13 protein-coding genes and 1 tRNA gene are annotated in these 12,558 nt (G+C 31.9%); 9 read left to right on the top strand and 5 right to left on the bottom strand.

What is annotated here, in order from left to right; all coding sequences use genetic code 11:
• Positions 1–98: 98 nt before the first annotated feature.
• The gene (locus V8G69_RS03250; RefSeq protein WP_394880360.1) at positions 99–275 is read left to right on the top strand and encodes a helix-turn-helix domain-containing protein; all 177 of its coding nucleotides are present in this window, start codon (positions 99–101) and stop codon (positions 273–275) included.
• A gap of 150 nt (positions 276–425) precedes the next feature.
• Here V8G69_RS03250 and V8G69_RS03245 read toward each other — a convergent pair whose 3' ends face one another.
• The 4 genes from V8G69_RS03245 to V8G69_RS03230 all read right to left on the bottom strand — a co-directional run bounded on the left by V8G69_RS03245 (position 426) and on the right by V8G69_RS03230 (position 2,010).
• A complete protein-coding gene (locus V8G69_RS03245; RefSeq protein WP_394880358.1) occupies positions 426–665 on the bottom strand; it encodes a tyrosine-type recombinase/integrase in 240 nt (79 codons plus the stop codon).
• A gap of 193 nt (positions 666–858) precedes the next feature.
• On the bottom strand, positions 859–1,386 hold the full coding sequence (locus V8G69_RS03240; RefSeq protein WP_394880356.1) for a site-specific integrase: 528 nt from the start codon (positions 1,384–1,386) through the stop codon (positions 859–861).
• Between the two features lie 161 nt (positions 1,387–1,547).
• Positions 1,548–1,685 (bottom strand): hypothetical protein, encoded by a 138-nt coding sequence (locus V8G69_RS03235; protein ID WP_394880354.1) that lies wholly within the window; start codon positions 1,683–1,685, stop codon positions 1,548–1,550.
• A gap of 250 nt (positions 1,686–1,935) precedes the next feature.
• Positions 1,936–2,010, bottom strand: a tRNA-Pro gene (locus V8G69_RS03230).
• Between the two features lie 178 nt (positions 2,011–2,188).
• On the opposite strand from V8G69_RS03230, the gene udk reads away from it, so the two are divergent.
• From udk to scpA, 5 genes are read left to right on the top strand one after another with little or no spacing between them, the layout of a single operon-like run.
• Positions 2,189–2,794, top strand: coding sequence for a uridine kinase (gene udk, locus V8G69_RS03225; RefSeq protein ID WP_394880353.1), 606 nt, complete (start codon positions 2,189–2,191; stop codon positions 2,792–2,794).
• Complete coding sequence (locus V8G69_RS03220) at positions 2,795–3,124, top strand: septum formation initiator family protein (RefSeq protein WP_394880351.1); 330 nt, start codon at positions 2,795–2,797, stop codon at positions 3,122–3,124. It begins immediately after the preceding gene.
• On the top strand, positions 3,117–4,490 hold the full coding sequence (locus tag V8G69_RS03215) for a methylmalonyl-CoA mutase subunit beta (RefSeq protein WP_394880349.1): 1,374 nt from the start codon (positions 3,117–3,119) through the stop codon (positions 4,488–4,490). Before V8G69_RS03220 ends, V8G69_RS03215 begins: the two co-directional genes overlap by 8 nt.
• Position 4,491: 1 nt before the next feature.
• Positions 4,492–5,112, top strand: a complete 621-nt coding sequence (locus V8G69_RS03210) for a hypothetical protein (protein ID WP_394880347.1) — start codon at positions 4,492–4,494, stop codon at positions 5,110–5,112.
• Positions 5,113–5,127: 15 nt separating this feature from the next.
• Positions 5,128–7,251: a methylmalonyl-CoA mutase gene (gene scpA / locus V8G69_RS03205; RefSeq protein ID WP_394880345.1), complete on the top strand. Its 2,124-nt coding sequence runs from the start codon at positions 5,128–5,130 to the stop codon at positions 7,249–7,251.
• Between the two features lie 64 nt (positions 7,252–7,315).
• On the opposite strand, the gene V8G69_RS03200 is transcribed toward scpA, so the two are convergent.
• Positions 7,316–10,084, bottom strand: a complete 2,769-nt coding sequence (locus V8G69_RS03200; RefSeq protein WP_394880344.1) for a M16 family metallopeptidase — start codon at positions 10,082–10,084, stop codon at positions 7,316–7,318.
• Between the two features lie 222 nt (positions 10,085–10,306).
• Between V8G69_RS03200 and V8G69_RS03195 the strand changes: the two genes are divergently transcribed.
• Genes V8G69_RS03195 through V8G69_RS03185 form a run of 3 tightly spaced genes read left to right on the top strand, consistent with a single transcriptional unit; the run spans position 10,307 to position 12,554 of the window.
• A complete protein-coding gene (locus V8G69_RS03195; RefSeq protein WP_394880342.1) occupies positions 10,307–11,071 on the top strand; it encodes a ParA family protein in 765 nt (254 codons plus the stop codon).
• 3 nt (positions 11,072–11,074) lie between these two features.
• The gene (locus V8G69_RS03190) at positions 11,075–11,986 is read left to right on the top strand and encodes a ParB/RepB/Spo0J family partition protein (protein ID WP_394880340.1); all 912 of its coding nucleotides are present in this window, start codon (positions 11,075–11,077) and stop codon (positions 11,984–11,986) included.
• The gene (locus V8G69_RS03185; RefSeq protein ID WP_394880338.1) at positions 11,976–12,554 is read left to right on the top strand and encodes a DUF5683 domain-containing protein; all 579 of its coding nucleotides are present in this window, start codon (positions 11,976–11,978) and stop codon (positions 12,552–12,554) included. The genes V8G69_RS03190 and V8G69_RS03185 overlap by 11 nt, the downstream gene beginning before the upstream one ends.
• Positions 12,555–12,558: the final 4 nt, after the last annotated feature.

Raw genomic sequence — 12,558 nt, 5'->3', positions numbered from 1 at the left:
TGACAAACGTTTAAACAATTTCATTTTTATGTTTCAATTTAGGAAAATGAATTTCGCTTTCTGTTTTCTTATTATTACTCCAACAATCTAAATTATAAATGGTTGTGCTTAGAACTATAAAAGGGTTGAACCAATCCGATTTAGCACGTGCATGCGGAAAAGACCGTCAAGCCATTGAAAAAATTGAGAATGGTAAAGTAAACTCAACTGCCTATTCATTATATTCTATTTCCAAAGCTTTAGAAGTTAATTTATTTGAACTTTTGAAGTTTTAAAGAATTGATTAAAAATAATACCATACCGAAGAAAGTAATTGCCAATTTATTAAAATCTCAAAAAATCCCTTCAAACATATTTAGAGTGTTCAAAGGGATTTTAATTTAATAGGAATCAATCGAAAGATATTTCTAAATATTTTGTCAGTTTTATGAATTTTGATATGCCGTCTGTGGTTCATTCTTTTCGTTCAAAAACTGTTCCCTCAATTTTTTCATATCATCGCTTACCTTACGCTCTATGACCTTGGCATAAATCTGGGTGATCGATTTTCTGGAATGTCCCAACAATTTGGAGACCGTCTCAATCGGTATGCCATTGCTCAATGTTACCGTGGTGGCTAAAGTATGTCTGGCTATGTGGAATGTAAAGTTCTTTTTGATTTGCACAGGTCAGCTATTTCCTTTAGGTAGGCATTCAGTTTCTGGTTTGAGATTGTTGGAAACAGGTTCTCAAGAATCTTTGATTTCCTATTTGTTTTATATTTTTCAATAATATCCAATGCTTGTGGCAACAATGGTATCCTGATTGACTTGGTCGTTTTCTCTCGCTTATAGTGAATCCATAGTTCTTCGTCGATTCCTATGTTAATGTTATATCTTCCGTCAAGTTAATGACATCTATATAGCTTAGATTGGTATAGCAACTGAAAACAAAAAAATCTTTGACCAGTTGTAATCGTTCTATCGTAAATTGCTTCTCCTCTATTGCCCTTAGTTCTTGAAGGCTTAAAAATCCTCGTTCCGTTTTTATGAACTGTGATTTGAAATTAACAAAAGGATCTCTGTCCAACCACCCCAATTTAAATGCTAGGTTTATTAGTTTTCTGAACTGTTCGATATGTTTCATCACCGTGTTGTTACCCATCGGTTTTTGATGGTCATCGGGCAAGTGTCCCCTTAGGTATTTCTCAAACTTGATAATAAAGTTATAATCCAGTTCCTCTAGATATCTATCCGATGTTCTATAGGCTTTTAATAAAAAAGCTGTAATATACTTTTGTGTGGTATAATAGTTCTTTTGAGTTCCCCACTTTAGCCTGCCCTGCATATCCTCGTTATGGTACTTGATGATATCTATTACGGAATGGTTCTCTTCATCTTCCCCCAAATATCTTGCCTTTATGGCTTGCGAGGTTACGAGCTTCTGTTCCAGTTTTAAATCTTGGTAGCATTTGAAAAGGCTGCTGTTTACCTCTTCTAAATAGTTGTTAAGGATTCTTGTGTTCTGGTTAGTACCTCTTGACTTTCCCTTGTGGGCATCCCAATCCGTTACGGGAACTTTCGCTTTAAACTGATGGTTGCCCTTTTACCATTGACCGTGATTCGTGCGTAAATAGAGGCTTGGTTTTCTTTTGTCCTGGAAAGATCTGCCCAGAACAGAATACTGAAAGTTGTTGTCGTTTTCATGATTTCATCGTTTCGTTAATAATTGTTTTATTACCAGATGAAAGTCAAATCATTTAAAGATACATTTAATATCCCAACAAATTGCTCGATTTTAACAATTCGGTCAACACTTTTTTTAAACTGTGTTTGTTATACGATTTGTTGACCTTTTTAACAGTATTTTTTGTTCTCCTATGATATTTTTAAAAATGCAAAAACCTGTAAATCATACGATTAACAGGTTTTTGATGTAGATTGATATACAACTTTGTCGGGGTGGCAGGATTCGAACCTGCGACCTCCTGCTCCCAAAGCAGGCGCGATAACCGGGCTACGCTACACCCCGAAACAATTTTCTTGTTACGAGGCGCAAATATATAATTTTCTTTTCTAACAAGTTAATTATTTTTCTTTTTTTGACTTTAAAAAAACTCAAGCTACATTAAGTATAAAATAATATCAAGGTTAAAAATATTTACAAAGAAATAATTTTAAATTTGTAGAAATCTTATAATTAAACTTTCATGCTTATTATTGGAATTGCTGGTGGAACTGGTTGCGGAAAAACAACTGTAGTTAATAAAATTATCAATGAACTTCCTGAAGGCGAAGTTGGTGTTATTTCTCAAGATTCATATTACAAGGATACCTCAAATTTAAGTTACGATGAACGTATAAAAATTAATTTTGATCACCCAAGATCCATTGATTTTGATTTACTTGTTGAACATTTAAAATTTCTAAAAAACAACATTCCGGTACACCAACCTGTATATTCGTTCGTTAAACATAATAGAACCGGAGATACCATTCATACACATCCAAGAAAAGTGATGATTGTTGAAGGCATTTTAATTTTTACAAATTCTGAGCTCAGGGAAATGTTTGATATCAAATTATTTGTTCATGCAGATACAGACGAACGATTAATAAGACGTTTAAAACGTGATATATCAGAACGTGGAAGAGATTTAGATGAAGTTTTATCGCGTTACCAAAACACTTTAAAACCTATGCACGATCAGTTTATTGAGCCCACAAAAGAATATGCCGATATGATTATTCCAAACAATAAGCACAATAATGTGGCAATCGATATCGTAAGATCTATTATAACCCAAAAACTATAAATGTCAGTTTTCAAAAATAAATCTAAATATTTAAAGCCTTTCAAAAATGTATTTATACTTATCTTGACTGTGTTTATTATTTGGATGCTTTTTTTTGACGCAAACTCCTATTTAATTCATCATGAACTAAATTCTGATATTGATGATTTAGAAACAGAAAAGGATTACTATCAAAAAGAAATTGAAAAGGACAAAAAAGCTATTAAAAAATTAAGTACAGAAGAAGGTCTTGAAAAATTTGCACGTGAAGAATATTACATGAAACGTGACAGTGAAGAAATATTTATTATTGAGTACGAAGACAGTTTAAAAACAAAAGATAATGAGTAAATTATTGTTCAATGAATTTGATGCCGTAACCTCAAAACAATGGAAACAAAAAATACAATTTGATCTTAAAGGTGCAGATTATAACGACACACTTATTTGGAAAACCAATGAAGATATTGATGTAAAGCCATTTTATCATATTGATGAATTTAAAGATTCATTTAAAGTTTCAAAAACCAAAGCTACACAATGGAATATCTGTCAATCCATTTTTGTAGCTGATGTAAAAAAATCGAACAAAAAGGCATTAAATGCTATTGAAAGAGGTGCAGAAAGTATCAAATTTATAATTCCAAATGAGACTGTTTCTATTCAAGACCTCATTGAAAATATTGACACTTCTTCTAATTCACTTTACTTTGAATTTCAATTTTTATCAGAAAAATATATCAACCAGTTTTTCGGTATTTTAAATAAAGAAAATATTTATATTCAAACAGATATTATTGGTAACCTTGCAAAAAGTGGCAATTGGTTTAGTACGTTACAGAATGACCATGTTGAGTTTGAATCCATAGTAAATAAAACAAACACCATTAGTGTTGACATGGCATTATATCAAAATGCCGGTGCAAATATGGTTCAGCAATTAGCTTATGGATTATCACAAGCTAATGAATATTTAAATCATTTTGATGCTATTTTAAGTAAAGAAAAAAAGGAATCAACTAGAGTTATTTTTAATGTTGCTGTAGGTACAAATTATTTTTTTGAAATAGCAAAACTTAAAGCGCTTAGAATTCTTTGGGAAACACTTGCCACAGAATATGGCTTTAATACAGAATGCCTTATTATAGCAATTCCAACAAAACGAAACAAAACGCTTTACGATTACAATACCAATTTGTTAAGAACCACAACAGAATGCATGAGTGCCATTTTAGGTGGCGCCAATACAATTTGTAATTTACCTTATGATGCTATTTATCATAAAGACAATGAGTTTGGTGAACGTATAGCGCGTAATCAATTATTGGTTTTAAAACACGAAAGTTATTTTGATAAGGTAAACAATCCTTCAGATGGAGCTTATTATATTGAAACTTTAACAAAACAGCTGGCCGAAAAATCGTTGGAACTTTTTAAAAACATTGAAGCTAATTCTGGGTTTCTTAAGCAACTTAAAGAAGGAACTATCCAAAGAAAAATTAAAGAAAGTGCTGAAAAAGGACAGAAACAATTCGATGAAGGCAAGCATATTTTATTAGGAAGTAATAAATACCCAAACCCTAATGATAAAATGAAACATGAACTTGAACTTTATCCTTTTGTAAAAACAAATCAAAGAAAAACACTAATTGAACCTATAATTGAAAAACGATTAGCTGAAAAACTAGAACAAGAACGATTAAAAAATGAAGATTAAAATGAAAACAAAATTTTACCTTATTGTTTTATTTTTTGCACTTAATATTACAAGTTGTAAAAAAGAAAACACATTTACAGAATTTGAATTTGCCGATAAACCAATAGCTTTAGCTTGTGAAAATGGAAATTCAAAATTATACAACGAAGCTCTCTATAGTTTTGAAAATGATATCTTAAACTTTTACAGTAAAGAAAACAAAAGTTTGTTAACAGCCTATTCTCAGTTTGTTAGATTAGCTGTTTTTAATAGGGCAAACTACAGAGAAATCGTTTCCGATCATACACTAAAAGTATTTGAAGCCTTAAAAGAAGATTCTGAATTATGGGATTTAAATAGCCCAAAAAGTCACTTAAATTATAATAGCGATTTGGTGCATTGTATTTCACAAAACATCATTAATCCAGATTTAAAAACCACATTTAATGCTTTATTGTCAACCAACAGTATGAGTCCAAAATTATTTGGAACTCCTTTAGCAACGAGTTACAGTTTAACGCTAACTGATAAATATTTAGCAGCTTATGTAGCTTTTGATTTGTTTTACGCAAAACTTTTTGATGTAGATTTTACTCAACCTGTAAAAGAAAAAGCTAAAGTAGATTTTAATATTACCAAGTAATTTAATCTTTTAAAAATGGCAAGGAAAAATCTTCAGCATATAAAAATAGACACACAAACTGTAAATGAAAAAGCAATTTCTAAAAATACTTTTTTAACTGCAGAAACAATTGAAGTAAAATCAACTTATAGTGCTGACGATTTAAAAAATATTGACCATTTAAATTTTGGTGCGGGTATTGCTCCTTTTCTTCGAGGTCCTTATGCAACCATGTATGTTCAAAGACCTTGGACAATACGACAGTATGCAGGTTTCTCAACTGCTGAAGACAGTAATGCCTTTTACAGAAGAAACTTAGCTGCAGGACAAAAAGGTTTATCTGTAGCTTTCGATTTAGCAACTCACAGAGGTTATGACAGTGATCATGAAAGAGTTGTTGGAGATGTTGGAAAAGCCGGAGTTGCAATAGATTCTGTTGAAGATATGAAAATACTTTTCGACCAGATTCCGTTAGACAAGATGTCGGTTTCCATGACCATGAATGGCGCCGTATTACCAATTCTAGCTTTTTATATTGTAGCTGCAGAAGAACAAGGTGTAAAACAATCCGAATTATCAGGAACTATTCAAAATGATATTCTTAAGGAGTTTATGGTGAGAAATACATACATCTACCCACCAATTCCATCCATGAAAATCATTTCAGATATTTTTGAATATACCAGTAAAAACATGCCCAAGTTTAATAGCATAAGTATTTCGGGATATCATATGCAAGAAGCCGGTGCCACTTGCGATATTGAATTGGCTTACACACTTGCTGATGGTTTAGAGTATATTAAAAAAGGCCTTGATGCTGGTATGGATATTGACACTTTTGCTCCTCGCCTTTCTTTCTTTTGGGCAATTGGGATGAATCATTTTATGGAAATTGCTAAAATGCGTGCAGCAAGAATGCTTTGGGCTAAAATAGTAAAGCAATTCAATCCGAAAGATGAAAAATCACTAATTCTAAGAACGCATTGCCAAACAAGTGGCTGGAGTTTAACCGAGCAAGACCCTTTTAATAATGTTTCCAGAACTTGTATAGAAGCTGCCGCAGCTGCGTTTGGTGGCACTCAAAGCTTGCATACCAATGCTTTAGACGAAGCCATTGCATTACCAACAGATTTTTCTGCTAGAATTGCCAGAAACACACAAATTTATTTACAGGAAGAAACCAAAATAACTAAAACCGTGGATCCTTGGGCTGGAAGTTTTTATGTTGAATCTTTAACCCATGATATAGCTCAAAAAGCTTGGTCACTTTTGGAAGAAGTAGAAGATTTAGGAGGCATGACAAAAGCTATTGAAGCCGGAATACCAAAAATGCGAATTGAAGAAGCTGCTGCAAGAAAACAAGCTCGTATTGATTCCGGACAAGATGTTATTGTTGGCGTTAATAAATATAGGTTAGATGAAGAAGACCCTATACAAACTCTTGAAGTAGACAATCAAACTGTTAGAGCACAACAAATAGAGCGTTTAAACAGAATTAAAACTGAGCGCAATTCTGCTAAAGTAAATTCGGCATTAACAAAATTAACCGAAGCTGCACGTTTAGGAAACCAAAATTTATTAGCTTTAGCTATTGAAGCAGCCAGAGAACGAGCAACACTTGGTGAAATAAGCGATGCTCTTGAAGTTGTTTTTGGAAGATATAAAGCTCAAATTAAATCATTTAGCGGCGTGTACAGTAAAGAAATTAAAGACGATGAATCCTTTAAAAAAGCAAGAGAACTTGCTGATATTTTTGCTGAACAAGATGGCAGAAGACCACGAATAATGATTGCCAAAATGGGGCAAGATGGTCATGACAGAGGTGCTAAAGTAGTGGCCACTGGTTATGCAGATGTTGGTTTTGATGTTGATATTGGGCCATTATTCCAAACACCTCAAGAAGTTGCCAAACAAGCCATTGAAAATGACGTACATATATTAGGGGTTTCCTCTTTAGCTGCCGGACATAAAACTTTAGTCCCTCAAGTTATTGCAGAACTTAAAAAGTATGGCAGGGATGATATTATGGTTATTGTAGGTGGTGTAATTCCTAAACAAGACTATCAGTATCTTTTTGATGCAGGAGCTGTAGCTGTTTTTGGACCAGGAACCAAAATCAGTGAAGCTGCCATAAAAATTTTAGAAATTTTAATTGATTAAAGGAAATAAAAAAAATCCAGTCAGAAATAATCTAACTGGATTTTTTATTTTTAAAAGGCTTATACTAATCCACCTTTTTATCACCATTTTTAATTTCAAAATTCTCAAAATCACCTGCATTTACAACAGTCCAATTATCTAAGGTTTTAAAATATTTTTTGATAGCTGCATTAACATCTGCCACAGTTAAAGCAGTAACTTTATCTTCAATGCTTTTTTGAAACATCATGTCTCTGTCATAATACATATTATTATTCAATAATCTTAAAAGTTCATTGTCCTTTGCTCTAGATACATTTTGTTCTTGCACCCAACCATTAACGGCACTTTTTAATTCTTCTTCAGTAATACCGCCATCAATAAAACGGGCTATTTCTTCTTTAAAACCTGTTTGAACTTTAGCTGCATTTTCTGGAGCATAGATAGCATAAATTAAAGCCATTGAATTTTTATCTGATTTATTATCATCAACTCTTACCATTCCACCGGCTCCATAACTTACTCCATCTTGCTGACGCAAACGAGTGGCAATTCTTGAATTTAAAAATCCTCCACCAAAAATTTCTCCAGCTATCTGTAAAGCTGCATAATCATCATTATCTTGACTACATTCAAAAGATAGAGTTCCTAATGTAAATGCATTCTTTTTATCTGGAGTTAGTATTTTTTCATTCGCAGGAGTATTTTCACTATACTCATTTTTAACTGGAGTAAATGGCAAACTTGAACTATAATCACCAAATTCTTTATCAAAATAGTCTTTTAAACCTTTCTCATCAATATTTCCAATGGCAGTTAATGTTGCACTATTTGAAATTCCATAGAAATTCTTGTGATAATCTTTTAAATCGGCTACAGAAACATTCTTAATAGCTTCAATTTCTTCATCAATAGTCATATTATAAAGTGGATGTCCTTTTTTATATTTCTGATTTATTAACCCTAATTTTCTAGACGCCAAAAACTGAGGATCTGTTTTGTTTTCTTCAATTGAAGCCAAAGCTTGAGTTTTCATTTTTTCTAATTCTTCAGCATCAAAAACAGGGTTTTTTATCATGTCTGTCATCAAATTCAAAGCTTCCGTTAGGTTTTCTTTGGTACTTATTATATTAGCTGTTAAACGTCCGTTTGAACCACTAAAATATACAGATGATTTTATAGCGCTTAGTTTGTCTTCAATATCTTGACGAGATTTTGTTGTGGTTCCTTTATTCAACATTCTTGCGGTATAACTAGCTACTACTCCTTTATTCATAAGGTTTTCCAAACTACCATTTCTTATTGCAAAAGATAAGGTAACTGTTTCTCCACGGTTATCTTTTTTAATAAATCCGTACTCAATTGGTTTCTTTTGAAGAACGCCAGTATCTAATCTTTTTTGAATGTTTTCGTATGAAACATCAAAAGCTTCACCTGTTCCTAAACCTTCTTTTCCTTTATAATTTGTAACTAAATCATTTAAACCTTCTGTATGTTCAATCTCTACTCTAATCGGGGTTTTTGTAGGTAAAAACTCTCCAACAGTTCTGTTTGTATTAATTAAATATCTTTGAATAGCTGCATTTACTTTATCAACAGTCATTTTTTCAACTCTATCACGTTGAATAAAAGATAATCTCCAATCTCCAGCTCCAATAAATTCACTCATATAAGTTCCTAAATAAGCTGAATTTCTAGAAATTTGATCATATTGTTTTAATATGTTCGATTTTGCTCGATTTACTTCTTCTTCAGTAACAGGATTTTTTGATAAATCATCTAAAAGATTTAAAGTTGTTGATTCAGCTTCGGCCAAAGACTTATCTGAAGGGACATCAACATTCATATACAAAAACGATGGTTCTTTTGTGAAAGGTGAATATGACCAAATTCCTGACGCCTTTTTTTCGTTAACCAAAGCCTTATAAAGTCTTCCGGAAGGTTCATCTGTTAAAATTTGTTCTGCAACCTGAAGCGCTGCATAATCTTCATGAGAGCCTGCTGGTAAATGGTAAAGCACTGATACTATTTGTAAATCTCCCACTCTACTAACTGTAACACGTTTTTCACCATCTTGTGCTGGTTCAATTGTTGGAACATCTCTTAAAGGAGTTTCTGGATTTTTAATACCTCCGAATTTTTTTTGAACAAGTGCAAGTGTTTTTTCTGGTTCAAATTTTCCTGTAATCATAAGTACAGCATTATCTGGACGATAATATTTTTTATAAAAAGCTTGTAAATTTTCTATAGGAACACGTTCAATATCAGACTTATTACCAATAGTTGCTTGTCCATAATTATGCCATAAATAAGCTGAATTTATAACTTTTAACCTTAATACATTGGATGGAGAATTTTCACCGCTTTCAAACTCGTTTCTAACTACTGAAAATTCAGATTCTAAATCTTTTTTGGCTATATAAGAATTAACCATTCTATCTGCTTCTAAATCCAAAGCCCAATCTAAATTTTCATCAGTAGCATTAAAAGTTTCAAAATAATTTGTTCTATCATAATAGGTGGACCCGTTCGGCCTAGCTCCATGAGAAGATAATTCTTCTGGAATATTTGGATGATTTGGAGTGCCTTTAAATACCATGTGTTCTAACAAGTGGGCCATTCCTTTTTCACCATAACCCTCATGACGAGAGCCTACTTGGTACGTAATGTTTACTGTAATTGTTTGAGATGAATTATCCTGAAACAATAAAACCTTCAAACCATTATCTAAAGTATATTCATTTATGCCTTCAACACTTGCAGTTTTTTTAACTTGAGCAAATGTTACAAAAGACATTAAACAAAATAATGTGAGGGACAAAGAAATTTTTAAAAAGTGATTGATGTTTTTCATAATATGATTTTAAATTATCCATAAATATAACCTAAACAATCTTAAATAATTGTTAAATATCGAAATTTCCTACTTTGCTAAACAAGAAAATCAAAATATTAAGGGAATTAGCCTTTTAAAAGGCAAGTGTATGTTGCAAAAATTCTGATTTAATGTTAACAAATTGGATTTTTATTCCTCATAAATAATTGTATTTTTACCGTTCATAAAACCAAATCATTAATGGGTAAAATCATTGCAATTGCTAACCAAAAAGGCGGTGTAGGAAAAACAACAACGTCTATTAATTTAGCAGCTTCACTAGGAGTTCTTGAAAAAAAAGTGTTACTAATAGATGCTGACCCTCAAGCAAATGCAACATCTGGATTAGGAATTAATGTTGAAACTGTTGAAATAGGAACCTACCAACTTTTAGAACATTCAAACTCAGCCAAAGAAGCTGTGATTTCAACTGACACTCCAAATTTAGATGTTATTCCTTCGCATATTGACCTTGTTGCTATTGAAATAGAACTTGTTGACAAGGATGAAAGAGAATATATGCTAAAAAAAGCTTTAGTAGATATAAAAAACGATTACGACTATATTTTAATTGATTGCGCTCCTTCATTAGGGCTGCTTACATTAAATGCATTAACTGCTGCTGATGCTGTAATTATTCCAATTCAATGTGAATACTTTGCTTTAGAAGGCTTGGGAAAACTGTTAAACACCATAAAAAGTGTTCAAAAAATCCACAATCCAGAATTGGATATTGAAGGATTACTTTTAACGATGTACGATTCCAGATTAAGATTATCAAATCAAGTTGTTGAAGAGGTTCAAAAGCATTTTAACAACATGGTTTTTCAAACCATTATACAACGAAATGTGCGCTTAAGTGAAGCTCCTAGTTATGGTGAGAACATAATTAAATACGACGCAAGTAGTAAAGGTGCAACAAATTACTTAAGTTTGGCAAAAGAAATTATCAATAAAAACTCTTAAAGTATGGCTAAAGCAACCAAAAAACAGGCTTTAGGTAGAGGCTTATCAGCACTTTTAAAAGACCCAAGTAACGATATTCAATCTGTTCAAGATAAAAATGCAGATAAAGTTATTGGCAATATTGTTGAGTTAGATATTGATTCTATAGATGTAAACCCTTTTCAGCCAAGAACCAATTTTAATGAAGAAACGCTTCGCGAGTTGGCTTCTTCGATAAAAGAATTGGGTGTTATTCAACCCATAACTGTTAGAAAGTTAGGATTTAATAGTTACCAGTTAGTTTCTGGTGAACGACGTTTTAGAGCTTCAAAACTTATAGGTTTAGAAACTATTCCTTCATACATAAGAATAGCTAATGACCAAGAGTCATTAGAAATGGCTTTAGTTGAAAATATTCAACGACAAGATTTAGATCCTATTGAAATTGCACTTTCTTACCAACGATTAATTGATGAAATTAACCTTACTCAAGAGCAAATGAGCGACCGAGTAGGTAAAAAACGTTCAACGATAGCAAACTATTTGCGTTTATTAAAACTCGATCCAATCATTCAAACAGGAATGCGTGATGGATTTATTTCCATGGGTCATGGTCGTGCCATTATTACTATTGAAGATCAAACGGTTCAACTTGATATTTATGAAAATATTTTATCAAATAAACTTTCAGTAAGAGAAACCGAAGATTTGGTAAGAAACTATAATAATTCTGAAGAATCTAAAGTATTTCCTAAAACTGAAAAAGGCACCGAAGTTCCTGATTTCATCAAAAATGGAATAAAAGAGTTTTCTGAATACTTTGGGCATAAAATTGATGTTAAAGTTTCTAAAAATGGAAAAGGAAAAATCACAATTCCTTTTCACTCAGAAGAAGATTTTAATCGCCTTAAAAAATTAGTGGAACGTGCTAAATAAATTTTTAATAGTCAATGTATTCTTCCTTTTGTTTTGCATTTCTCTTTTTGGACAAAACAAAAAGAATAAAAAAACAAGAGATACATTAACTGTTGAAAATGTTACTAAAATTCAAGAGCCAATTAACCCATTATCCCCAGCGAAAGCAGCATTTTATTCGGCTGTATTACCTGGCTTAGGACAAGCCTATAATAAAAAATACTGGAAAATACCTATTGTTTATGGGGCTTTAGGAACCGGAATTTATTTTTATACTACAAACAATAAAGAGTATAAAAGATATAGAGATGCCTACAAAAGTAGGTTAGCCGGCTTTGACGATGATGAATTTTATGATAGAATCACTTTAGATGGATTACAAAGAGCGCAAAAATTTTATAGAAAAAACAAAGAAGTATCACTTTTAGTTACCATCGGAATTTATGCTCTTAACATTATAGATGCTAATGTTGATGCGCATCTTTTACAATATAATGTCAATGAAAATTTAACTTTATTTCCACATTTTAAAGTAAATGAATTAGATGCGAAAAGTGATGTTGGCTTAACTTTAAATTTTAAATTTTAATTTT

It is taken from the genome of Gaetbulibacter sp. M235, from assembly GCF_043876835.1.
Lineage (GTDB): Bacteria > Bacteroidota > Bacteroidia > Flavobacteriales > Flavobacteriaceae > Yeosuana.
Note: the sequence above shows the minus strand (reverse complement) of the source record. Positions and strands in the feature narration are given on the sequence as shown.

Coding starts and splice junctions, on each gene's coding strand:
- V8G69_RS03250 (WP_394880360.1), top strand. CDS start 99: ATGGTTGTGCTTAGAACTATAAAAGGGTTGAACCAATCCGATTTAGCA.
- V8G69_RS03235 (WP_394880354.1), bottom strand. CDS start 1,685: ATGAAAACGACAACAACTTTCAGTATTCTGTTCTGGGCAGATCTTTCC.
- udk (WP_394880353.1), top strand. CDS start 2,189: ATGCTTATTATTGGAATTGCTGGTGGAACTGGTTGCGGAAAAACAACT.
- V8G69_RS03220 (WP_394880351.1), top strand. CDS start 2,795: ATGTCAGTTTTCAAAAATAAATCTAAATATTTAAAGCCTTTCAAAAAT.
- V8G69_RS03215 (WP_394880349.1), top strand. CDS start 3,117: ATGAGTAAATTATTGTTCAATGAATTTGATGCCGTAACCTCAAAACAA.
- V8G69_RS03210 (WP_394880347.1), top strand. CDS start 4,492: ATGAAAACAAAATTTTACCTTATTGTTTTATTTTTTGCACTTAATATT.
- scpA (WP_394880345.1), top strand. CDS start 5,128: ATGGCAAGGAAAAATCTTCAGCATATAAAAATAGACACACAAACTGTA.
- V8G69_RS03200 (WP_394880344.1), bottom strand. CDS start 10,084: ATGAAAAACATCAATCACTTTTTAAAAATTTCTTTGTCCCTCACATTA.
- V8G69_RS03195 (WP_394880342.1), top strand. CDS start 10,307: ATGGGTAAAATCATTGCAATTGCTAACCAAAAAGGCGGTGTAGGAAAA.
- V8G69_RS03190 (WP_394880340.1), top strand. CDS start 11,075: ATGGCTAAAGCAACCAAAAAACAGGCTTTAGGTAGAGGCTTATCAGCA.